This is a genomic window from Nguyenibacter vanlangensis (genome assembly GCF_038719015.1).
Taxonomy (GTDB): Bacteria; Pseudomonadota; Alphaproteobacteria; order Acetobacterales; family Acetobacteraceae; genus Gluconacetobacter; species Gluconacetobacter vanlangensis.
Map to the genome: position 1 here is coordinate 3286923 of NZ_CP152276.1, position 20518 is coordinate 3307440.

Sequence of the window (20518 nt, forward strand, 5' to 3'; positions counted from 1 at the left end):
CGACCGAGAAGCCGACGCTGGCGATATTGTCATGAATCCGATGGCGGCGATCAGCAGCTAGCCTTGGCGCGCTGCCGGTAAGAACCAGATATGGCGGAGAACCACAGGATACTATGGCGTAGGCGGCGGGCCGCGCCGGAACCGGATGAGAACTATACCTACACGATAGCCCTCTAACGCCGCATTTCTCGCAGTATGCCAGAAGTGGGGCCACGGAGGGCACCCGGTTATCGGTGAGACGGAGGGCGATGGCACTCCTTCACCCAAGCATCCGCGCTGTCCATAGCGGTAGCGTAGGCGTTGTGAACCTCAAACGCCCACCTTCGCAGGCATGAAGGAAGCGCCGACGCCGGCCGCTGTTATCGAGCAGGATCACCCGATCGGAGAAGGCCATCGCCTTCGGAAGACCAAAGCGGCGCAGCAGATCGGCGCGCGGGACATCATGGCCGCCGCGTGCAACCCGTTCCCGAACGCGACCGACCGAGTTCTGGACGCTGCGCAGACCGACATAAACAAGGTTGACCTTGAACCCCAAGCCCTGCGTCCGCGCTATGGCCTCCGCCAGCATGGATTTGCCGCTGTTGGACGGCCCCATGATGCGGATGCGTGGTCCAAACTCGTGCAGCGTCATGACGCAGGAAACCTCCTCGCGGCGAGGCGATATATCTGCATAGCCGGTCCCGCAACGGATGGTGAATCGAGACGACGGGGCCGTCTCGCAAGGGATCATCTCCGGGAACGCGTGCCGAGCTGTTGGGTGACATTTAACGCTGACAGAGCGTGCCAATCGGCGCCGATATCTACAGGTTTGCAGTTTGCTTAATTCATCTGAATGAATTAATATGAGCTACCTTCGCCGGAGAATCAGATGACCGCTAATGTCCCCCAGTTTTCTCGTGCCGAACGCGATCGGCGTTGGAAGCTCGCACGTGAGCTGATGAAACAGGCTAACCTCGATGCCTTACTCGTCTACGGAGATCGCGAGTCATCAGCACCCGCTCCCTTTGCGCTGGACGGCTATTTCACTAATGACCGTCTTGGCTCTGTCGTCATCTTCAAGGGTGACGCCCCGCCGATCGTGCTCGCATTCCTGCCCATGATGGTGGCCGATCATATCCAAGCGCGCCTGCGCGGTGATGACCAATGGATCGAGCCCGCACAAATTTTTGTCGGCAAGACTGGACATCACATCGTGGCGGCCTTGCAGCGGCTTGATCTGACGAAAGCGCGGATTGGCGTGCTGGGCCTAGAACCTTACCCACCGTTCTATTTCGACGGCGCTATCCCCTACCAGACATGGAAGGCGGTGTTGGACGCCTGCCCCAAAGCCACCTTCGAGCCCGTCTATCATCAGTTTTTCGCACTAGCCTCCGTTCATAGTGCCGAAGAAATCGCCTTGATCCGGCATGCTGCGGCGATCGGCGAACAGATGGCCGAAGCCATGCGGTCGGCTGCGCATCCCGGCGTTTCCGAAGCCGATCTCGTAGCAGCCACCACTGAGGTCTGTCTGCGCAACGCGGGTTTCACCGCCGAAGTGCTGATCGGATCTGGTCCGGAACACGTGGGATGGGGGCCGGCCGCATGGACCTACCGCGCGCAGAAACCGCGAATCTTGCAGACCGGCGATATCATTCTCTCCGAAGTCTTCACCTTCTTTGGCATGATGGAGACGCAACACCAGCCTGCCATAGCACTAGGGACGATACATCCTGAGATCGAACGTGCTGCCGAAGTCGCTCGCGCTTCTTATGAAGCTGGCTTGGCAGCCCTGAAACCTGGTAACACATTCGGCGATGTGGTTGATGCCATGAGCACCCCTCTGCTTGAGGCAGGCGGTTGGCATGTTCACCCACTTATTCATAGCATCAACCCCTATGGCCCGATCGGCTTTGGCACCGCGCCAGGTCCCGATGCACTACCCGAAGCTGCTGCCTATGGAGAAATGGGCCGCCTCCCAACGGTAGGGCGTGAATTGCCCCTCCGGGAAGGAATGTCGTTCGCCTTTGAACCCAACTGCGCCTTCGGGCGACACCTGGCTAATCTTGGCGGCACAGTTCTTGTCGGCGCTGATGGGGGCATCGAACTGAACCAAAATACCACGCGGCTAATGCGGGCGGGATGATGGATGATCAAGCACACCATGCCCCTTCTCCAACGGGTGACGGCACGCGCGAACGCCTGATCAAAGCCGGCCTTTATCTATTCGCGACACACGGTCTCGAAGGCGTCCGTACCAGAACCCTTGCCGAGAAAGCTGGGGCCAACCAGTCTGCCATCCCTTATTACTTCGGAGGGAAGGAAGGCGTTTACGCTGCTGTCATCCAAGAGATTGCAGACGATTTGGCGCAAACCCTACAAAAGGGCGGCATTGGCACTTCCCCCCCTCCGAAAAGCAAACCGCGCGGCGTAGATGCCTGTGCTAGTGAATTGCGCAAAATCATGAAGGGCTTCGTGCTGGCGATCCTGTCGCCTGAAGCACCGCTTGAACGCGCGATGCTCATCGTTAGGGAACAGCTCAACCCGACCAAAAACTTCGATGTGCTCTTCGATCGCTTCATTGGTCCCCTGCACCAGACACTCTGCCGCCTCGTGGCTGAGCTTCAATCTTCTGGGCCGGACGACATGCACGTCGTCATACAGGCGCATGCACTGGTTGGGCAGGCGCTGTCATTTGTGGTCGCGCAGGAGGCATTTCTGCGACGCGCTCGGCTCACGAAGATTGGCCATGCCGAGTCGGAAAAGGTCGCTGACACCCTCTCGGCCATGGCAGTTGCCGCAGCTTTGCCGAGATAACCAAATAGCAAATTCATGATGTTCTGAATTTCAGGATTCACGCGACAAACTATTTGAAAATTTCTCGATCGTGCCGGCCCGGAGACGATGCTGAATTGGGAAAGCGCGGGCTTTCGATAGGCATCGATGCACGATGCCGAGGAGGCGATGCACTACGTGGCGCGGGTTGGGGAAAAGGCGCGCCTAGCCAACCAGCACTTCTGTCAAAAAACCGAGGGCAGTATCATGTCCGACGTCGGTCGCATCATGGTAGGTGCTAATGACGTCTCACAACCTGACAGGCTGCAAGCCTGGCGAGGTGGTTGGTATAGACGACCCTGCGCCGCGACCCCCCCCCCGCACCATCTACTCGAACCGCGCTTTCCGCCTCCCGTGTTCGACCATATGCCCGCCACCCGAATCCGGGCCAACCAGTGCCTTCTTCACTCGTCCCCGGTAAGGCCGGCGCCACCGCCGCGCGCCCGCTTACCTGGCGCATGCCGTTCCAGCCTCGATCGACTCGAGTGGCGCCGTCTCATCAACCAGCAGCACGCGCGCCCCGCGACGGGTCTCCGCCAGTGCCAGCAGCTCTGCGGTATCACGTGCCGAAACCAGCGACGCCTCGTCCGCAATCCAGAGCTTGCGTGGCGCTCTGTATCGGCGAGTACCATCGGCTACCCCCGGTCATACCCCGCAAACACTCCGGCCCACGGCAACCAAAAGCAAACGCTCGCAGCCAGCGAACACATAAAAAACGGCAGTTTTTCGGGGATTCTCAAACGCCGACAGGCAGCGGCAAACACGAAAATGGTGCCCAAGGGCGGTATTCCTGCCCCTTTGAAATCACTATATTCTTAGATTTATCAATGGGTTGGTTTTGTATGTTGGCGGGTGGTTTTGATTGTTTTTGATCCCCTCTACGCCCTATTACGCCATGCCGTATGTGTGATTCCGCGAAAGGGAATCACATGGCATCCATCATACGGCGGGGTAAATCATGGCGCGCAATGATAGTCCGAAAGGGGCGGCGGGTAAGCGCCACGTTTGATACCAAGGCGCAAGCGATATCCTGGGCGACGCAGGCAGAAGCGGCAATACTGGCGGGAGAAGCGCCGGCCGAACCCGAGAAGCCAGCCCATGTTGCCAACCTGCTCGTCTCGGACCTGCTTACCCGCTATGCGACAGCAATATCTCCGTCTAAACGCGGATCGCGCTGGGAAATCATACGTTTGCATGCCCTAGCCCGCATGGATGCGTTCCGCGTTCCCGCGCGGACGTTCGATCCCCCTGCGTTGGGCGCATGGCGTGACAGCCGGCTGAAAACTGTTTCCTCGGAGACGGTCAACAGAGAATTGAACGTGCTTTCTGCGGTATTTAACGTGGCCATCAAGGAATGGCGAGCACCTATGCCGGGGAACCCCGTTGGCATGATCCAAAGGCCGCCACGATCGAAACCGAGGAAGCGGCGCGTGTCTCAGGCAGAGCGTGAACTGATGGCCGAATGGCTGGGCTGGGATATGAAGTCGCCCCCCGACTCGGTGGGACAGTGGACCGCCTTCGCCTTCTTTCTCGCCCTCGCCACGGCAATGCGGAAGGGGGAAATCCTATCCCTGACATGGGGCGACGTGCATCTTGATGACTGCTACGTCCACCTAGAGCAGACAAAGAACGGCTATGAGAGAGACGTCCCAATATCGTCCGAGGCGATGAGTCTGCTGAAAATCCTGCCCCCGGGGCCAGCCGCTGCGCCAGTCGTCCCCATCCAGTCTGGGACCTTGGACATGACGTTCAGGCGGGCCAGGATCGACGCTGGCCTGCCCGATCTGCATTTTCATGACTCGCGCCGGGAAGCCACTACGGAACTCAGCAAGCGGCTGTCGAACGTGCTGGAACTATCGGCCGTCACGGGACACCGCGATTTGCGCGTCCTGAAGTCTTACTATCGCCCCAAGGCGTCCGACTTGGCTAAAAAATTGGGGTAGTGCGCGGCCGGCCACCGCGCATGCGGACTTCAGGAGGCGGCGCGGCGGCCCATGCCCTCACGGCGGACGGACTCCAGCGCGGTCGGCCGAGGCCGGCAACGCGCGGGGGAAGCCGTTCCGGGGATTTGCTGGCCATGGTCCGAACGCTGCTTTCAGTATAGCGTAGGAATGCCGCCAGTTCTCGAATAGTCCATAGGCTGTCGTCACTCATTGTCTTCTTCCTTCATTTCGCCATGTTCGGGGCAATGCGGTGCCCCGATATCCAGCCATTTGCGCGTGACGCGCGCCGTGTATCCGCAATGCGGGCACGCGACCTTGATCATCCGCGCGCTCTGTTTCTTCGGCCGGCTCGACACGGGCGCATCCTCGCCGTCGCCGTCCGGTTCCACCCCGCCAGGGGTGCGCCGCATCTTCGGCTTCGCCCCCGGTTCATCCAGTATTGACCATTCGAGCGGCGCATGAGGGATGTTGCCGATTGCCGACAGCAGTGGGTCGATCCATTCCCGCATGGCCGGCGTCATGCGGGCAATTTGCGTCAGGGGGCGCGGGAATCCCATGAGCAGGGCGATCCGTTCGAATTCCCCCTTATGCCCGTGTTGCAGCCCGACCGCCGCATGAATCAATTCATGCGCCAGGATAAACGCCGCGTCTTCCGCGCCGCGAACCTGCGGCCCCACGAAAATCTCAAAGCGACCGTCCTGGCTGGCGCGCTTGTCCCAGCATTCACCGGCTGCCGTCTTGTTCATGCCGCGACTGGTGAAGCCGACCGCGACCCGAAATGGCGGCAGCGGCTTGCCCAGCGCCTCGAAGCGCGGGGCCATGCGCTCCGCCAGATTGTTCAACCATGTCTCTCTGTTCATTGCCCGCAATCCGTTTAAACGCTTTCGGGTTGCCTAGTACGAATTGCGGGCGGGTACAAGCCCTTAGTGCGGGCCGGCCAGCATGACCGCCGTCAGGGCGAGACCCACGGCCGCGCCGAACAGCAATTCACCCAGCGGCGGCCGGTCGGCCGGCAGGACACCCAGCGCGGGACATGACCAGCGGATACCGTATGCGGTGACGTAGCATGTGGGCATCAGGATGCCGGCCGCCAGCAGCGGGGCAACGCGATAATGCAGCATGGCGAACGTCACGCAAGCCGGCAGCACGCACAGGACGCCGTGCAGCAGCAGCGCGCAGAAATCCCGCGTGTATGTCCCGTTCTGGCGGCCGAGGTCGATCCCGCCGAACATCGGCACGGTCGCGCCGGCCCACATCAGCGGCACCAGCAGCAGGGCGTGCCAGATGGTGCCGTGAGCGATCGCCAGGGATATGGCGGCGGCCAGGGCGCAGGAACCGCCCCACGCGACGATCCGGGCCGTGGTCGAGCCCCAATGGACGCGCTGCGCGATGGATGCGCCCCATAGCCCGCCACGCACGCGGTTGCCGAGGCCGACCAGGGCTGCGGATAGCAGCCCCAGCAGTGGAAAGGCGCTGGCGTGATGCATGCGTCAGGCCGCCGCGATCTTCGCCGCTCGGGTTTTGAACAGAACGCCGTCGATATCGCGCTTGATCGTATACCACGCGCCGCGCGCCTTGGTTTCGATGGCGACGATCTCGCCCTTGACGTAGTTCTCGACATTGACGGCCGACGCCTTCACCTTGGCGCCGATCTTCAGGGTATTGGTGGTCATGGTGTGTTATAAATCCTGGGTTTAAAAAGGAATTTCATCATCAACGTCATTGCGGCCGTATCCGGTGCCGCGCGACGCATTGTTCTGATTGGCGCGGGACTGTTCGCCGCCGCCCTGGTTGTCCAGCCGGCTGGTCAGCGACACCAGCTTGCCGTCATACGCCTGCAACACGATTTCCGTAGTGTAGCGATCGGCGCCCTGCTGATCGGTCCATTTGCGGGTCTGCAATTTGCCCTCAAGATAGACCTTGTCGCCCTTCCGTAGATACTGTTCCACGAAATTGCCGATATTTTCATTCCAGATCACGATGCGGTGCCATTCGGTGGCTTCCCGCTTCTCGCCGCTCTGGCGGTCCTTCCATGTTTCGCTGGTCGCGACGGTCATGGAAACGACCTTGCTGCCGCCCTGTGTGGACCGCACCTCGGGGTCCTTCCCGAGATTGCCGATCAGGACAGCCTTATTGACGGATTGTGCCATCGGTTACGATCCCTTGACCGGCAGTTTCACAAGCAGGTTCAAGACCGACAGAAAGCCGGCCTGAAGCTGCGCCCACAATACGGCCGCTGCCGCCTGATTGACCTGCCGCGTTGCCAAAAGGGCCTGGGCAAACTGCCCGATTTCGACAACGCGGATGGTGATCTGGTTCACCAGATTGGCGTCAGTTCCGCTGATCGTTTGTTGTGCCATTTTCTCCGTTCTCGAACGCGATTACGTCCGAAAGCCTGTAAAGGACGCTCTGCCCGATCTTGCGATAGGGCGGCCCCTTTCCTTGAGCGCGCCAATTCCCCAGCGTGCGCCGGCTAACCGAATCACGCCAACGGGAAACCAGATCGTCAATGGTCAGGAACTCCATCACTCAACCCTCTGTTCATTCAGGCCGTCCGCGTCGGATGAGACGCGCTCACGTTGCCTGTCGAAAGCCGCCGCCTGGGCCTTCAAAGTTTCATGTCTGCCGTCCGCTTCCAGCGCCTTACGCGCGGACTCGGGCGTGCGGTTCCATTCTGCGCGGTATGCTCGCATACCGCCCTCGGCCACGCTTCGCAGCGTGTTGAATGCGCGTTCCGTGGCCGGGTCGATCGGCTTCCCGCCATCGACCCAGGCCCGGACCGCCGCGCCGTCTTCGCTGGTGATATATCCCTGACCGCGACCGAGGAACGGTTGCAGTTCGCCGGGACATTTTATCACGTCCTGATGTTTTCCTTCGTTGTCCATCATCATGGACGCCGTCATTTCGAACATCAGGTTTTTTTCACAAATCGGCTGAACACCGAGACTTTTTATATTTCGAGGGTCCGTCGCGTCAATCTGTTCTCGCGCCCTGATGCACAAAATAATATGCATATCGACGGACAGGATCGCATTGATGAAATCCTTATGCGCGTCCTTTGCAATTTTCCATCCCTGCACCGATTTGTGCTTGGCCGCGATGTCGGAACAGCCACCAATGCCTTCCCACATGTGGGAATAGCTATCGACAATCAGGACTTCAACGCCCGCCCGCTGGAACGCGAGAACGGCCCGCTTATAGCGGTCGGGGGAGAACGGCGCATCCAGATCGGCGATCAGGAACGGCGTGTTGGTCGGCCGCGTCTTGTGCGCCTTCAGCACGTCCGCATAGAGTGATCCGCGACGATTTTCCGTGTCGAGAAAACCGATCTTCCCCGGATCGTAGTTCGTCAGGCCGTAGGCGAATTCGAGCGCGGTCCGCGTCTTGCCGCTGCCGCTTGTCCCCGAGAAGCAGAAAATCAGCCGCGCGCCTTCGCGCTCGGCCGGGCGGATCACGATGATGTTGTCTTCGTCCTGCATTGTATCAGGCCCCCGCGTCCAGGCTGCGCGTATACCAATCCGGCATCCCGAGTGTCTGGATTCCCCGGAGATTCCCGCTTTCCAGGGCGTCGGCGTAGTCGCGCAGATTGGCGCGGTAGAGACGGCGGCCGTGTGCCTTCATTGCGGCGGGCAGCGAATAGACGCGCACAGGATACCGGCCCAGCGCACGCCGCTTGCCGACCGCGATGAACAGGAACGCACGCGGGGGTTCGCCATGCACGGCCGCGTATCCATCCGTGTAATAGCTATCCTGCACGTGGTAGCGGTAATCATGCGCCGATGAGAAAAATCCATCGATATCGTCGGTGGTCTTCACGTCCGCGATCCATCCCATATTGGTCAGGAGGCGATCGGGACGGCAGCGGCAGCGGATGCCGGTTTCCGTGTCCGTCCAGAAATATGACCGTTCCGAAACGCCCTCGGCTTCCAGCAATTCCCGGGCGGTCGGGTGGGCCATCACGCTGTCATAGCACAGCATCAGGGCCTTCCAGTCGTCGGCGTCGATCACCTGCTTGCCGGCATGCGCCTGTTCGAACTCTGCCGCCGCCAGCTTCCCGTCCTTCGTGCGCCGATCGAATTTCGGCGCGCGGACATAGGTCGCCTTGAAACTCTCGGGTTCCAGCAACAGGGCATGCAGAGCGGTGCCGAATTCCAGGGTGGCAAGCGCGTCTTCATCGACGGGCGCGCCCTTGGACCATTCCAGCACGGCCGGCGATTCGGCGATGTGGTCGAGTTGCGATTTCGATACGGCACTGTCCGCGTGATAATCCGCGTTCGAAACGCCGTCCTTGTATTCGTTGGTGCTCAAAGTGTTTCGTCGTGATCCGTTGTGTAATACCTAGATATAATCTCGCCTGTGTCATATCTATGATACGTCAAAAGGCAACAGTTTTTAACATCTTGGCAGATTTCTGGCGCGACTCGGACTGGCCGGGGCGCTATCACGTCTATGGATGCCGTTTTCTGTTCAATCCATATTGCGCGACTATCAGGCGCGAGTCGCGGAAGACGTGAGCGCCCATTTCAAGGCGGGTGTCACGCGGGTCCTTGTGCAGATGAGCACCGGAGCCGGCAAAACTGTTTTGGCGGCCTACCTGATGCAACGTTGCATCACCGCCGGACGCACCGTCTATTTCCTATGTCACCGGGATGAACTGGTCGCGGGGACGAGTCGGACCCTGCTGCGGTATGGGATTCCGCATGGCGTAATTGCAGCCGGCCATGCGCGCGTGACGAATGCGGCCATTCAGGTATGCAGTATCGGCACCCTGAAATCGCTGTTGGGTTCGGTCCCTGTTCCTTGGTTGGTGATCGTTGACGAGACGCACCACAGCCGGGCGGAGGGGTGGGAAACGGTCATTGACCATTTCACGACTCGGGGTGCTCGGCTGGTCGGGCTGACTGCCACGCCGAAGCGGTTGGACAATCGGGGGCTTGGGGCGCATTTCGACGCGATCGTCTGCGGTCCGACCACCCGCGACCTAATCGATCGGGGGCATCTGTCGAGGTTCCGCCATTTCTTCCCGCCCGAGGCCGGCACCGAACTGGTGGGCGATCCGGTCGATCATTGGCGCAGGCTGGCAGCCGGCTTACGGACTGTCGTGTTCGCGAAAAACGTTGCGCATTCACGCTGGGTCGTGAAACAGTTTTGCGACGCTGGCATTCCGGCCGCGCATCTGGATGGCGGAACCCCGAGGGGGGAGCGGCGGGAAATCATCAGGCGTTATGCGGCTGGCGAATTGCTTGTCCTGTCGAACGTGGACCTGTTCGGCGAGGGGTTCGATCTGGCTGCCGTGGCACAGGCGGACGTGACCATTGATTGCGTCATGATGCTGCGGCGAACCAAATCGCTGTCGCTCTATCTGCAATGGGCCGGGCGCGGCCTGCGCCCCGCGCCAGGGAAAACGGCGGTCATTCTGGACCATGCGGGTAATTGGTATCTGCATGACGATATCGACGCGGACCGGGATTGGACCCTGGGGGATGACACGGGGGCGGTGAAGCGCGACGGAAATGTCCCTGCGCCGTTCACCTGCCCCCAGTGCTTTGGTCAGGTCCGATACCCCTATCCGATGTTCTGCCCGACCGTTTACCCGGACGGGACGAAATGCGGACACCAGTTGCGGAAGCAGATCGAAGAGCGCACGATCGAATTCCGTGAGGGCGAATTGCGCGAGATGGCGGAGCGGGAGCGCGAGGCCGAACGGTGGCGGAGAAAATCCGAAGACGCCGAGGCGCAGACGCTGGCCGAGCTAACCGCCCTGGGCCGGCAGCGGGGATACAAGGACCCGCATAAATGGGCATTTATGAAATGGAGCGCACGAAACCGCGCGCGTCGTCGCGGCGCGGAACTATAAGCATGATCACAGACAAGCAGATTGAATCCGCGATTGCGGAACACGGCAGCCAGGCGAAAGCCGCTGCCGCCCTGGGGCTGAACCGCCGCACCGTGGACCGGAGGGTGCGGGGATGGGTCAAGCGGGGCTATGCGCCCGAATATGACCTGACGCGGCCCGTGCCGGACGGATTCCGCCTAAAGGGGGCCAGCACGTTCTACGATGAGCATGGCGTCAAGCGCATGCAGTGGGTCAAAAGCCAGATCGACCCGGAACGCATGGCCGAGCTACAGCACGCCGCCCTTGAGGCCATGGCGGCCCGCCTGCCGCGTGTCCGGCCCCAGCCGTTCCGGTCGGTCGCGGACGCTGACCTTGCGACATGCTACGTGCTGACGGACTACCACCTGGGCATGCTGGCATGGCGTGAGGAAAGTGGCGACGATTGGGACGTGCCGATCGCGTCGGACCTGCTGGTGCGCTGGTTCCGGTCGGCGATCGACAATTCCCCGGCAGCAGGTGTGGGTATCCTGGCGCAGCTTGGCGATTTCCTGCATTGGGATGGCCTGGAAGCGGTCACGCCGACGAGTCGCCACGTGCTGGATGCGGATACGCGGTTTCAAAAGGTGGTCCGCGTCGCTATCCAGGCGATGAGACAAATTGTGCAAATGATGCTTGACAAGCATCAGACCGTCCACATCATCAATGCCGAAGGGAATCACGATCCGGCCAGTTCGATCTGGCTGCGGGAGATGCTGGCCGTGATCTATGAGCGCGAGCCGCGCGTCACGGTCGAGCAGTCGCCGGACCCGTTCTATTGCTACCAGCATGGCGACGTCGCGCTGTTTTTCCACCACGGCCACAAGGTCAGGCCGGGGCAGCTTGACGTGACGATGGCGGCGAAATTCTCGGACGTGTTTGGGCGGACTCGGCACCGATTCGCGCATTGCGGGCACCTGCACCACAAGCAGATGCGAGAGTCCGCGCTGATGCTGGTCGAACAGCATCGGACCCTGGCGGCCAAGGACGCCTATGCGTCGCGCGGCGGATGGCTGTCAGGCCGCTCCGCCAGCGCGATCACGTATCACGCGCGGTATGGAGAGATCAGCCGCGTTACCCTGCCGCCCGAGGCTGTTGTGTAGGGGGTTTACAGGAACTTGCCAATGAGGCGATCATGGCATCTCCATTTCTGGAGAATCTTCCGATGAATGAAGCACACATTAAAAATCTTATCGCTCAAATTCGGCATAAAAATGGGGCCATTACCCTCGGACTGAAGTCAGGAAAAGAAATACCAATCCCTGCCGATCCCAGTGACAAACATAGCGAAGTATTATTGACTAGCAATGCTCTTGTGGTGCGTATTGGGGAAAAGACCGGGTTTGAGTCTTATTATTATATAGGATACTCTGATATCGAATATATAAAAGGTGACAGGCTAATCAATGTTTAGCCGGGCTTGATTTGATTAATCCCATTCTCTCTCCAATTTCGCGTTCGACGATTCCGAGGGCATAGCGGGCGCGGGACGCAGCCTCACGGGGCGTCCCGGCCGTGTCAGCCATCCACAGATGGACCACGGCCGACGCCAGGGGCTTGCAGGGTTCGGCCATCTGCCATTTGTCCAGAGCCGTCCACGCCGCTCGCCACAGGGGCATCCGGGGCGGGGTCGGCATGGCGATGAAGTCGCGGATATAGAACGCCGCTTTTTCCAGATCGATCGGGCCGCTGTGCTTCTGGTTCGTCCAGCCGCGCCACAGGTATTTCGTGGCGTTACCCAGGTCGAACGACATATGCCGTGTGACTTCCAGGCATTCGATGCCTGATGGGTGCGATGTATAGTGGCTGGGATGTCTGACAGGGTCGTTCATGGCTACATGTCGCGATGAGCAGGCCGGCCGCCGCGATCCACGCGACGGCGGCCATGGTGATGGTGGGGGTGGTCAGGTTGCCGCGCTTTCGATCAGCGCATCGATCGCGCGTTCAATTCCTGCGCGATAGGGCGCGTAGCTGACGGCGACTTCCGTTCCATCCCGGTAAATTCGCGCGTCGTTCCGCGTGCATTCCACGATATGCCCGCGATACGCAAAGCTGATGCTGATCTTGACGATCATTCGCGCCTTCCCTCCCGATCCGTCTGCCCGGCTGGCGGCTGAGGATCATGGAGCGCCGCAACGGCTTCGTCATGCGAGCGAAGGAGCATTCTGGCAGCGCGGTGCCAGCCAGTTTTCCTCAAGCTTGATGCCCGCTCATTACATAGCCTCTGGAAAGAGTTCAGCATGCTGGAATGTGTTTCCTTCAGCCGCTCGGTCTCTGCAATCAGCGCAGCGATCCGGGCTTCGGCGTGGGCGTTTTCGATAGGTGCCTGATATTGCTTTACTACGTATTCGATGAAAGTCTTGGCGGCTTCATCCGGGTCGGTGAACTCTCCCTGGACACGGCCATCCCGATAGAATTTGAGTTGGCCCGCGCTGTGAAAGGAGATGACGAACGGGTCTGGCTGCGCGATGTAATGGAGGCTCGCTTCGTCATGCGCGACGACATAGGATTCCCGGCCGGACATCACTCGCCCTCCATCACTTCGCGGAAGTGAATGCATTTGATGCGGTCATCCGTCGCTCTGTCGTCAGCGGACTTTCTGCTGTTATGACGGAATTCTTCCCCATAAGGATAAATGTTAAGCCAAATTTCGCGCGGCGCGGGGGCTTCCTCGGCGCACATCAGGCGCCAATTTTCTCCATGGGCGTATACCCCTTCTGCCGAGTAACGCACGAGCGATTCCCCGGTGCTATCCTTGACCAGAGCGATGACGGGCGTATTGAGCGTTTGCCAGTCCCGGCACAGAACGCGGGCCGGCCGACCGTCGGCAGTGCAGAACGGACCGGGGTGGTCGGCGCGATACGGGCCGGTGATGCGGAGTTTGTTGGTCATCCCGCAATCTCCGTGAATTCGGCATTGATGACGACCGTGCAGCCGTCCAGGGCGGCGCGGCAATAATGGCGGGCCATTTCACGGCCAACCGGCGTCAGGCGGAGCGTGTAGGGCGCGGTCAGAATGAGAAGCGGAACAGCGAAATCCAGCATCATTTCATGGGCGGTTTTCGCGTCTTCGGTGCCGCGTTCGAATTGCATTTCCTGCTGATTGTTCAGGCGTTCGGCAAGAAACATGAACGTCAATATCTTGACGTGCTGGCTATTCACAGTGGGGAACTTCATTTCAGAAACCTCTTGATAAAATCGGTTACTACGTTGAATGCGTCATAGCATTCCTGGCGCGATGCCTCATTCGCCGCCGCCCCTTCCAGGGCGTAGAAGCGAATTAAGGCCATCGCCCGCAAAACCTCGTTCACGATACTGGCGCCATCAGATCGTAAGCGTCGGGGAGATTGAAATTCATCTGTCCCGAAACGTAGTAATACAGGGTGATATTCAGGCTGGTTATTTTCGCCGTCATTTGCATGTTGGCGGGCAACGTGGGGTCGATCGCCGTCACGACATAGTCATATCCACCGCGCGTTTTTCCCGTGGAGCCGACGTTGAAAACAGTTTCAGTCATAGCGGAAGTCTTACCATAATTATTTGCGTGAGTCCAATCGGTATTTAGCGAGTATTCGGAATGCTTCGCTGGTATCGCGCAGGAATATCCGTGATCCGTCGATAAGGATACACGGAGCCGCGATCACGATCGCCGTGACGATGAACAGAGAAAGCGCCAGCCAGCGGAAGCCGGCGCGAGATAGGGCGTGGAGCATTGGTTAATAGACCCTTGCTGGTGGCATGTTGAAAAAAATGCCGCGCTTGTTTCGTGTTTCATCCACCTTCAGTCGGCGCAGAACCTTGGCGATGGCCCTGGTTTCTTTGTTGCCTTTGGGATCAAATCCCAGCGCGACCAGGACGGCCGTTGCGGTCATTGGCGTAACGCCTCTCGCGTCCATATCGTATTTCGCACGCAGTATTTCTTCCATCGGGTCAGCCGGCTGAAAGGATTTGTTACTTTCGTTCAGAGCATGCAATTCCGCATCCGTTAGCCAGTATTGTTCGCCTGACAATAGCAATGCCTTCATTTCAGCCCAAAACTGTTGCATGTTGATATCATGCATATAATCCACGCTCTTGACCGGTATTGTCCACCAGCGGCGATTGCCTGTGTCATCCACGAGGAATTGCGGTTCGTTGACTGATGCGAACGCGATCGTCCGGCGTTGCAGTTCGCTGGGTTCCGGCGCGTATGGCAGCCGGATCGTGTCCATGGAATTGGTGATGAACGCTTTCAGGCTGGCGATATCTGACTTTCGGAAAGTCCCGTCAAGTTCGCCAAGCTCTACGATCCAGTGAGATGCGAACCGTATCACGCTGTCCTTGTCTTCGGGCTTGATTGTGGTCCCGGTCAGCATTGTATCGCGTAGGGGGCCGACCAGCTTTTTCGCCCAGCGGGTTTTGCCGATCCCCTGTTCGCCGACGAATACCAACACGCCATGCGCCTCGAAGTCGTCGCCCTTATAGATGGCGGCCACGCCGGAGAGGCACCAGCGCAACATAAGCCGATCTTTCAGACGTGAGTCACTTTCAACGGTATTGCAGAAATCTTCGATGCGGCTGACACCATCCCATGGTTCTGAATCAATCCATTCGGCGACGGGGTTATACGGATTGCGAGACGCCAGCATCGCAACGTAGTTCTGTACCTGTCCAACCGGCATGCGAGACTCTGCGCATTTGTCAATGAGCATCGTCAAGGCCGAACTTCTGATGTTGTCCCTGTCAATCGTAGTGTTGAACGGGAATAGAATTTCTGTTTTTCTTTTTACTTTATTGTATCGTAAGTTTATCCCGAATGAATTGCACATGCGCATAACGTTTGTTGACGTGCATAGCGGCGTTCCGGACGCGGTTTGTTGCGAATAATCGCTGCCGGGCAGCACCGCTTCCCATGGTAGGATTCCGCCATCGCCCTGTTGAATAACACCCGATTTCAGGTCAACGTCGCCGGTATTCTCTTTCAGGTATTTTCGCGCGTCGATGCGCGTCCAGCCCGCCGCTTCGCCGTCCGCGATATCCCAGCCGTCGCATTCGGCAGCCAGATCGTATCCCACCATCGCGACTTCTGCCGCCACGCCGCGCAACGCTGCCGCGAGCTTGCGCATGGCGGCGATGCCGGGTTGCTCCGACATCGGCAGGATATTGTGGGTCGTGGGATGCTTCTGGCTGTCGCGGTCTGGCCAGAGTAGCACGACGCGACCGGCCAGGGGGCGCACGTTCACCCTGTCGGCCGTGTTTGCGCCGCCCAGCCACGACAGGACCGCGTATCCCTCGGAATGCAGCAGTCGCTGGCCAGCATCGGCGGCCTTCTCGCCCTCGACAATAACAACGGGGCGGTCATCATCCCCGAGCCGGTCCAGACCGTAGAGCGGGCGCGGCGTGCCCCCCGTGATGCCGCGCGGTCTCCATTTCTGGCCATCCCACGACCAGGGCACGATTTGCTTGCGGGCATCCGGCGGGTCATATCGCGCGACATGCATCAGAAGGTTGCCGGCCTCGTCCCGGTAATCCCACATGCGCGACGGCGCGCCGCCGTATTTGCTGAACCATCCCGTGCAGGCCGGCACATCAGCCGGAACCGGCATGACGATCGGGCGGGATTCCTTGGGGTGTAGTTTGACGGGTTCAGCGTCGCCGTATTCGGCCATCAATTCCTTCGCGGCAGCGACGTTGTCGCCGTTATGCCGAAGATACGCCTGGAGCGAGATGATATCTCCGCCGGATGCACCAGCCGCGAAATCGGCCCACAGGCCAGTACGGACGTTGATCGAAAACGATCCAGGACTGCTATCCCCACGCATCGGGTTCAGGCCCTGTAACTCGCTTCCGATCCGGCGCGCACCAGGGATCAGGCGGCGCGCATGCGCCTCTATGGGGATGCGCGCCTTCAGGTCATCAAAATCTATTTTCACGGCTGTGACGTCAGATGCCAGCCTTTGCAGAGGGGGCATTCGTATGCCCGCACGGGTTTATGATCGCGCGGCGACAGGCGGCTGATTGTGTCCAATTCTGCGCGCGCCGCGTCTTCGGTCGGGAAGCGGGCCTTCACGCAGACCTGTTCGCCGGTCGGCAGGCGATAGCCGCGCAGCTTCCCCTTGCTGTAGATCGCGGCCACGCCGTGGCGGCGCATCAGGCGGCGCGTGGCCTTGGTGACGTATTTCCCGCGCGTCTCGATCCGGGCCAATTCCCGGCGGAAACTATTTGCAGTCAGCATGGACAATGTCCCTGGCGTCGGCGACGGATCGGGCAATTCCCGACCGACCGCCGTGGCGTTTAATGGATGTGAGGAAAGGGCCTTGCTGTTCGCGCAGGCGGCCTTTCCGGTCCTTCACTTCGATCGCAAAAAATTGCAGGATCGTGGTTCCAACCATCTCGGGCGTGATCGTGATCGGCACGCCGCCAAACAAGTCCGAAAACCCTGGCGGCAGCCCGGTCGAAAATCTCCGCCCGCTCCGCAACACGACATCCCCTGGCGACACGAAAACGGCCATCTGGCGGTCAGCGATCAGGGGCTTGCCCCTGCCGACCCATCCGGTGCCGACATTCGCGCGGAATGCGAGGCAGGTTCCGGATAGGTCGTTCCGAATCTCGTTCTGGATATCGTGTTCGGCGGTCATTGATGTTTGGTTTTAAACTCCATGATCTCCGCATGTGCTTTCAGCAGCGCGGCCAATTCCGACACCTTTACGGGGACGGTCTTTTCCTCGGCCACGTCAGCAGGCGACAAAATGACTTCCGCGACGTCTTGGGGCAGAGAGGCGCAAAAATTTTCCGTCACGGCGGCCAGGGTTTCGGTCAGGCGGCGTGGCAGGGCCTTTCCCATGGTGCTGGCGGTGACCTTTTTCTTGCCCTGGCTGGTGGCGCGCTCGACCTGGCCGGTCAGGTAGGCCAGGGCCTTGTCGCCGTGGGTCCGGATCACGTCAGCGGCGATCGCGGCCGACACGGTGCCCGCGCGGACCAAGTCGTGGATGCCCGGTTCCGCCTTGGCCAGAAGCAACAGCCCGTCAACGCTCTGCCGCGTGACGCTGAACCGGATTGCGATATCGTTCGCGGACAGGCCAGCCTGCTCCATCCGGTGATAGCCGAATGCCTTTTGCAACGGCGTGAGGGGTTCGCCGCTGGCGCATTCGATGATACGCGCCGTGGCGTCGATCGTGTTGCCACGGAACGGGATAGTGTCCACCCATTCGACCGGGTGGCCGGCCGTTGCCGCGATGGAATAGGCGGCATGGCGGCGATGCCCGTCCACGATATAGACGGTGCCGTCCGGATCGACCCGGACTTCCAGGGGCGGAAGGCTTCCGCCGGCCAGGATGAAATTCACCAGCGGGTCAATCGCCGGGGACTGCACATCCGCCGGGTCGCGCAGGTTGAAGCCTGGTTCAACGCGCAGGTCCGCAAGGCGGATCGTATAGAGTTTGTTCTTCTTGAAAACGCCCTTGGCGAGAAGGCTATTAAACGTCTCGGTCACGTCCGATCACTCCTGAACTCAAGTAATAACGATCAATACAGATTGATTAATACTGTATATTGTTGGTTTAGTTCTGGCTAGTGAGGTGTGATTTCGCGGACGCGATCGATAATCTCGATCGCGATATCTGTCGCGTTTTTGGCGCCCGACACCATGGCGATGAACACGGCTTGTCGGCGGTTGAGGTAGTGTTCACCGCCGATCGTGCAGGGCGCGCCCAGGCGGCCGATTTCGGCTTCCCGGCGGCGGATCATGTCGCGCAGGACCTGGGGGCTTCCGAGGCCGATCCTGGCGGCCAGATTGGCGTCATGAATGCGGGGTTCACCGCCGACCATGGCGGGTGCGATGGAAGGCGTGGTATAGGCGTGGTCAGCCGTTTGCATTTGGGTGCTCCAATGCATGGGGTTAGGGCGGCACGCGGTGGTCCAGACCGCTTGCCGTCCGCACTTTATGTTGTTATAAAGTTCTCATGTCAACACTTAATGACAACAAAAAGAAGATGGGCCGCCCCCGAGTCGATAGCGAATTGGTGTGCGCCCGCATTCATCGCCCTTTGGTCGACGCGATTGAGGGGTGGGCACGTGCGAATGATATTCAGCGCGCCGAAGCCGTGCGCCGCCTAATCGAAATCGGCCTTGATGCTTCTGGGCGTGCTTCGGGTAAATAAAAAGCCCCGTTTCCGGGGCTTTCTGGTTTAGAATGGGCTGGACGAAGGGCCTGATGCTTTCCCTAAATCCGCAAACCCATTTGAGGCGGCGCATGCCTTTAGGGAATTTATTACTTTTGTGCTTCCAGAGAGAGATATTTTCTTTGTTGTTTTTGATCCGAATTTAATGTTCATAACAGACGATTGGTCCATGGCGTCGAATAGCTTGCCTAGCTCAATAGGATCGGCGTCACTCTCCAGCATTGTCGCCCCCTCCGCTGTCATATCGTAGGTATGGCTGTAGGGCCCAACAGATATTGTCATCGGTCCAGTCTGCCCGACAGTCAGTGACCATCGCGGATCGGCCGCGCGTATCTCTGTCGAATGCCCATCCACACGGAAAGCAATCTCCGCCGTTGGTGGGGACGCAATGCACATATCAATATGCAGCCCGTCGTCGGGTGAATGAGAAAACGCGACCCAGTTATCCGACTCCGCTAGCGGGATGAGGCCGTGCCCCTGCGCATGCGCAGACGCGGGGAGCGCGACACATGCCGCAATCAATATACGTTTAAACAATTTACCTCTCCGTTGTGCGGAGAGGGTTTCTATCGCTCTGGTGTGATTCGGGGCAAACGAAAATGGCGCTGGGTTGCCCCAAGCGCCACATCGCGTTTGCATGCAAACGATGACTGTTTCTTATACCGTCCCTTCAGGGCCCTGCCCGCCGCGTGCTTATCCTCCAATCAGAGACCAACCCTTCCAGGACCGTGCCCGGCCACTTTTAATATTTAGTATTCCTGCCGTCGCGTTGCAGTATTCTCCACCAGTTCCGCGCTTTCCTCCGGGTCGTTTCCATTCAACATCTGCCTGGGCGAACAAATGCCTATTGTCTCTGACAAATTGATATAGATTTCTGAATGAATAAATATTTCCATCTGGACCCGACAACATCCAATCTACAGCGTGGACGTTTTCTGACGATTTTCCCGATCGCGGTGACAGTTTAGCCGCTGCCGTCGCCGGCCGATTGGCGTCAGGTCCTCGCGCGTTGTTGGGATTTGTTTGACCTCGGTTTCGGTATGGCTTGCGCGGCGCGCTCGAGGGGTGGCCGTGTGTCGTGCGCCGTTTGGTGACGGTAATCAAGCTCGCGCCGGTTTCTGCCGCAATTTGCGCATTGGTCTTTCTCCAATCGATTTCGGCCCAGTTTACCCGGTTCGTTTTGGCAGAATCGATGGTTGGCTCATCCGGGTGAGCATCAGGCATGCGTTAGTCCCTCTCTGGCGCTCCGACCTTAATGCGAAACAGCTCCCAGAAGGCCGGGTGCATTTTGCGCAACCCGCCCTCCCATTGCTGCCAGGAGCGCCACGTAGAATGGATGAGCCCTGCAGCCTCGGCCTGGGTCAGATCGGCAGATGACCGAGCCGAGCGAATTTCGTCCGGGGTTGGGTTGCGGGACCGATTGGCCCCGCTCCTGTTGGGGTGGTTGACCATCACGGATGCATGTCGTCGGCCAGGAACCGCGCAAGCACATCTGCGGGCCCGGTTGCGTCGGTCCATTCTGTCACGCCGCTCGATCCGGAACCGACCAGCACAATCCCGCCACGCTGCATGTCGTCGGAAAACACGATTTGGTAACGGTCTGCCTCGAACGCCTGGAACTGTGCCTCATCTCCGGCGATATCGGCCAGCAGGTTGGCGTCAACGGTGTTGATGTCGATTTTGATCATAGTCTGTCTCCGCCCCTGATTTGGCGAGGCGCCCGTGTCAGCGTCG

Annotated in this window: 27 protein-coding genes and 1 pseudogene; 6 read left to right on the forward strand and 22 right to left on the reverse strand. The window is 59.5% G+C overall.

Annotation, left to right across the window (positions count from 1 at the left end):
* Positions 1-259: 259 nt before the first annotated feature.
* Entirely contained in the window at positions 260-631 is a 372-nt protein-coding gene (locus AAC691_RS15335; protein ID WP_342627526.1) for a hypothetical protein, read from the reverse strand.
* A 237-nt stretch (positions 632-868) separates the two neighbouring features.
* On the opposite strand from AAC691_RS15335, the gene AAC691_RS15340 reads away from it, so the two are divergent.
* Together AAC691_RS15340 and AAC691_RS15345 are read left to right on the forward strand one after the other, a co-directional pair.
* Positions 869-2122 carry a M24 family metallopeptidase gene (locus AAC691_RS15340; RefSeq protein ID WP_342627527.1) on the forward strand — a complete coding sequence of 418 codons (1254 nt, stop codon included), beginning with the start codon at positions 869-871 and terminating at the stop codon, positions 2120-2122.
* Positions 2119-2793: a CerR family C-terminal domain-containing protein gene (locus AAC691_RS15345; protein ID WP_342627528.1), complete on the forward strand. Its 675-nt coding sequence runs from the start codon at positions 2119-2121 to the stop codon at positions 2791-2793. Before AAC691_RS15340 ends, AAC691_RS15345 begins: the two co-directional genes overlap by 4 nt.
* Positions 2794-3258: 465 nt before the next feature.
* On the opposite strand, the pseudogene AAC691_RS15350 reads toward AAC691_RS15345, so the two are convergent.
* A pseudogene (locus AAC691_RS15350) lies at positions 3259-3411 on the reverse strand (AAA family ATPase); the annotation flags it as partial.
* Between the two features lie 329 nt (positions 3412-3740).
* Between AAC691_RS15350 and AAC691_RS15355 the strand changes: the two are divergent.
* Positions 3741-4754, forward strand: coding sequence for a site-specific integrase (locus AAC691_RS15355; RefSeq protein WP_342627529.1), 1014 nt, complete (start codon positions 3741-3743; stop codon positions 4752-4754).
* Positions 4755-4957: 203 nt separating this feature from the next.
* On the opposite strand, the gene AAC691_RS15360 is transcribed toward AAC691_RS15355, so the two are convergent.
* The 8 genes from AAC691_RS15360 to AAC691_RS15395 form a co-directional block, all read right to left on the reverse strand.
* A complete protein-coding gene (locus AAC691_RS15360) occupies positions 4958-5575 on the reverse strand; it encodes a transcription elongation protein SprT (protein WP_342627530.1) in 618 nt (205 codons plus the stop codon).
* Positions 5576-5677: 102 nt separating this feature from the next.
* Positions 5678-6241 (reverse strand): hypothetical protein, encoded by a 564-nt coding sequence (locus AAC691_RS15365; protein WP_342627531.1) that lies wholly within the window; start codon positions 6239-6241, stop codon positions 5678-5680.
* 3 nt (positions 6242-6244) lie between these two features.
* Positions 6245-6427 carry a hypothetical protein gene (locus tag AAC691_RS15370; protein ID WP_342627532.1) on the reverse strand — a complete coding sequence of 61 codons (183 nt, stop codon included), beginning with the start codon at positions 6425-6427 and terminating at the stop codon, positions 6245-6247.
* Positions 6428-6448: 21 nt separating this feature from the next.
* Positions 6449-6904, reverse strand: coding sequence for a single-stranded DNA-binding protein (gene ssb / locus AAC691_RS15375; RefSeq protein ID WP_342627533.1), 456 nt, complete (start codon positions 6902-6904; stop codon positions 6449-6451).
* Positions 6905-6907: 3 nt separating this feature from the next.
* Positions 6908-7114: a hypothetical protein gene (locus AAC691_RS15380; RefSeq protein WP_342627534.1), complete on the reverse strand. Its 207-nt coding sequence runs from the start codon at positions 7112-7114 to the stop codon at positions 6908-6910.
* Positions 7086-7280: a helix-turn-helix domain-containing protein gene (locus AAC691_RS15385; RefSeq protein ID WP_342627535.1), complete on the reverse strand. Its 195-nt coding sequence runs from the start codon at positions 7278-7280 to the stop codon at positions 7086-7088. Before AAC691_RS15385 ends, AAC691_RS15380 begins: the two co-directional genes overlap by 29 nt.
* Positions 7280-8233: an AAA family ATPase gene (locus tag AAC691_RS15390; protein WP_342627536.1), complete on the reverse strand. Its 954-nt coding sequence runs from the start codon at positions 8231-8233 to the stop codon at positions 7280-7282. Before AAC691_RS15390 ends, AAC691_RS15385 begins: the two co-directional genes overlap by 1 nt.
* 4 nt (positions 8234-8237) lie before the next feature.
* The gene (locus AAC691_RS15395; RefSeq protein ID WP_342627537.1) at positions 8238-9062 is read right to left on the reverse strand and encodes a PD-(D/E)XK nuclease-like domain-containing protein; all 825 of its coding nucleotides are present in this window, start codon (positions 9060-9062) and stop codon (positions 8238-8240) included.
* Between the two features lie 145 nt (positions 9063-9207).
* On the opposite strand from AAC691_RS15395, the gene AAC691_RS15400 reads away from it, so the two are divergent.
* From AAC691_RS15400 to AAC691_RS15410, 3 genes are read left to right on the forward strand one after another with little or no spacing between them, the layout of a single operon-like run.
* Positions 9208-10611, forward strand: coding sequence for a DEAD/DEAH box helicase (locus AAC691_RS15400; protein WP_342627538.1), 1404 nt, complete (start codon positions 9208-9210; stop codon positions 10609-10611).
* A 2-nt stretch (positions 10612-10613) separates the two neighbouring features.
* Positions 10614-11729 (forward strand): helix-turn-helix domain-containing protein, encoded by a 1116-nt coding sequence (locus tag AAC691_RS15405; RefSeq protein ID WP_342627539.1) that lies wholly within the window; start codon positions 10614-10616, stop codon positions 11727-11729.
* Between the two features lie 32 nt (positions 11730-11761).
* Positions 11762-12040: a hypothetical protein gene (locus AAC691_RS15410; protein WP_342627540.1), complete on the forward strand. Its 279-nt coding sequence runs from the start codon at positions 11762-11764 to the stop codon at positions 12038-12040.
* Here the strand turns inward: AAC691_RS15410 and AAC691_RS15415 are convergent.
* The 12 genes from AAC691_RS15415 to AAC691_RS15470 form a co-directional block, all read right to left on the reverse strand.
* Positions 12030-12458 carry a DUF3310 domain-containing protein gene (locus AAC691_RS15415; RefSeq protein ID WP_342627541.1) on the reverse strand — a complete coding sequence of 143 codons (429 nt, stop codon included), beginning with the start codon at positions 12456-12458 and terminating at the stop codon, positions 12030-12032. The genes AAC691_RS15410 and AAC691_RS15415 overlap by 11 nt on opposite strands.
* A gap of 72 nt (positions 12459-12530) precedes the next feature.
* The gene (locus tag AAC691_RS15420; RefSeq protein WP_342627542.1) at positions 12531-12701 is read right to left on the reverse strand and encodes a hypothetical protein; all 171 of its coding nucleotides are present in this window, start codon (positions 12699-12701) and stop codon (positions 12531-12533) included.
* The gene (locus AAC691_RS15425) at positions 12698-13150 is read right to left on the reverse strand and encodes a hypothetical protein (protein WP_342627543.1); all 453 of its coding nucleotides are present in this window, start codon (positions 13148-13150) and stop codon (positions 12698-12700) included. The genes AAC691_RS15420 and AAC691_RS15425 overlap by 4 nt, the downstream gene beginning before the upstream one ends.
* A complete protein-coding gene (locus AAC691_RS15430) occupies positions 13150-13518 on the reverse strand; it encodes a hypothetical protein (RefSeq protein ID WP_342627544.1) in 369 nt (122 codons plus the stop codon). The genes AAC691_RS15425 and AAC691_RS15430 overlap by 1 nt, the downstream gene beginning before the upstream one ends.
* Entirely contained in the window at positions 13515-13754 is a 240-nt protein-coding gene (locus AAC691_RS15435) for a hypothetical protein (protein ID WP_342627545.1), read from the reverse strand. Before AAC691_RS15435 ends, AAC691_RS15430 begins: the two co-directional genes overlap by 4 nt.
* 178 nt (positions 13755-13932) lie before the next feature.
* The gene (locus AAC691_RS15440) at positions 13933-14142 is read right to left on the reverse strand and encodes a hypothetical protein (protein WP_342627546.1); all 210 of its coding nucleotides are present in this window, start codon (positions 14140-14142) and stop codon (positions 13933-13935) included.
* Positions 14143-14341: 199 nt separating this feature from the next.
* Complete coding sequence (locus AAC691_RS15445; protein WP_342627547.1) at positions 14342-16537, reverse strand: VapE domain-containing protein; 2196 nt, start codon at positions 16535-16537, stop codon at positions 14342-14344.
* Positions 16534-16839, reverse strand: a complete 306-nt coding sequence (locus tag AAC691_RS15450) for a hypothetical protein (RefSeq protein WP_342627548.1) — start codon at positions 16837-16839, stop codon at positions 16534-16536. Before AAC691_RS15450 ends, AAC691_RS15445 begins: the two co-directional genes overlap by 4 nt.
* Positions 16823-17242 carry a VRR-NUC domain-containing protein gene (locus tag AAC691_RS15455; protein ID WP_342627549.1) on the reverse strand — a complete coding sequence of 140 codons (420 nt, stop codon included), beginning with the start codon at positions 17240-17242 and terminating at the stop codon, positions 16823-16825. The genes AAC691_RS15450 and AAC691_RS15455 overlap by 17 nt, the downstream gene beginning before the upstream one ends.
* A complete protein-coding gene (locus tag AAC691_RS15460) occupies positions 17239-18096 on the reverse strand; it encodes a ParB N-terminal domain-containing protein (protein ID WP_342627550.1) in 858 nt (285 codons plus the stop codon). The genes AAC691_RS15455 and AAC691_RS15460 overlap by 4 nt, the downstream gene beginning before the upstream one ends.
* 77 nt (positions 18097-18173) lie before the next feature.
* Entirely contained in the window at positions 18174-18479 is a 306-nt protein-coding gene (locus tag AAC691_RS15465) for a hypothetical protein (protein ID WP_342627551.1), read from the reverse strand.
* 1756 nt (positions 18480-20235) lie between these two features.
* A complete protein-coding gene (locus AAC691_RS15470) occupies positions 20236-20472 on the reverse strand; it encodes a hypothetical protein (protein WP_342627552.1) in 237 nt (78 codons plus the stop codon).
* Positions 20473-20518: the final 46 nt, after the last annotated feature.

Coding starts and splice junctions, on each gene's coding strand:
- AAC691_RS15335 (WP_342627526.1), bottom strand. CDS start 631: ATGACGCTGCACGAGTTTGGACCACGCATCCGCATCATGGGGCCGTCC.
- AAC691_RS15340 (WP_342627527.1), top strand. CDS start 869: ATGACCGCTAATGTCCCCCAGTTTTCTCGTGCCGAACGCGATCGGCGT.
- AAC691_RS15345 (WP_342627528.1), top strand. CDS start 2,119: ATGATGGATGATCAAGCACACCATGCCCCTTCTCCAACGGGTGACGGC.
- AAC691_RS15355 (WP_342627529.1), top strand. CDS start 3,741: ATGGCATCCATCATACGGCGGGGTAAATCATGGCGCGCAATGATAGTC.
- AAC691_RS15360 (WP_342627530.1), bottom strand. CDS start 5,575: ATGGCCCCGCGCTTCGAGGCGCTGGGCAAGCCGCTGCCGCCATTTCGG.
- AAC691_RS15365 (WP_342627531.1), bottom strand. CDS start 6,241: ATGCATCACGCCAGCGCCTTTCCACTGCTGGGGCTGCTATCCGCAGCC.
- AAC691_RS15370 (WP_342627532.1), bottom strand. CDS start 6,427: ATGACCACCAATACCCTGAAGATCGGCGCCAAGGTGAAGGCGTCGGCC.
- ssb (WP_342627533.1), bottom strand. CDS start 6,904: ATGGCACAATCCGTCAATAAGGCTGTCCTGATCGGCAATCTCGGGAAG.
- AAC691_RS15380 (WP_342627534.1), bottom strand. CDS start 7,114: ATGGCACAACAAACGATCAGCGGAACTGACGCCAATCTGGTGAACCAG.
- AAC691_RS15385 (WP_342627535.1), bottom strand. CDS start 7,280: ATGGAGTTCCTGACCATTGACGATCTGGTTTCCCGTTGGCGTGATTCG.
- AAC691_RS15390 (WP_342627536.1), bottom strand. CDS start 8,233: ATGCAGGACGAAGACAACATCATCGTGATCCGCCCGGCCGAGCGCGAA.
- AAC691_RS15400 (WP_342627538.1), top strand. CDS start 9,208: ATGCCGTTTTCTGTTCAATCCATATTGCGCGACTATCAGGCGCGAGTC.
- AAC691_RS15405 (WP_342627539.1), top strand. CDS start 10,614: ATGATCACAGACAAGCAGATTGAATCCGCGATTGCGGAACACGGCAGC.
- AAC691_RS15410 (WP_342627540.1), top strand. CDS start 11,762: ATGGCATCTCCATTTCTGGAGAATCTTCCGATGAATGAAGCACACATT.
- AAC691_RS15415 (WP_342627541.1), bottom strand. CDS start 12,458: ATGAACGACCCTGTCAGACATCCCAGCCACTATACATCGCACCCATCA.
- AAC691_RS15420 (WP_342627542.1), bottom strand. CDS start 12,701: ATGATCGTCAAGATCAGCATCAGCTTTGCGTATCGCGGGCATATCGTG.
- AAC691_RS15425 (WP_342627543.1), bottom strand. CDS start 13,150: ATGTCCGGCCGGGAATCCTATGTCGTCGCGCATGACGAAGCGAGCCTC.
- AAC691_RS15430 (WP_342627544.1), bottom strand. CDS start 13,518: ATGACCAACAAACTCCGCATCACCGGCCCGTATCGCGCCGACCACCCC.
- AAC691_RS15435 (WP_342627545.1), bottom strand. CDS start 13,754: ATGTTTCTTGCCGAACGCCTGAACAATCAGCAGGAAATGCAATTCGAA.
- AAC691_RS15440 (WP_342627546.1), bottom strand. CDS start 14,142: ATGACTGAAACTGTTTTCAACGTCGGCTCCACGGGAAAAACGCGCGGT.
- AAC691_RS15450 (WP_342627548.1), bottom strand. CDS start 16,839: ATGCTGACTGCAAATAGTTTCCGCCGGGAATTGGCCCGGATCGAGACG.
- AAC691_RS15455 (WP_342627549.1), bottom strand. CDS start 17,242: ATGACCGCCGAACACGATATCCAGAACGAGATTCGGAACGACCTATCC.
- AAC691_RS15465 (WP_342627551.1), bottom strand. CDS start 18,479: ATGCAAACGGCTGACCACGCCTATACCACGCCTTCCATCGCACCCGCC.
- AAC691_RS15470 (WP_342627552.1), bottom strand. CDS start 20,472: ATGATCAAAATCGACATCAACACCGTTGACGCCAACCTGCTGGCCGAT.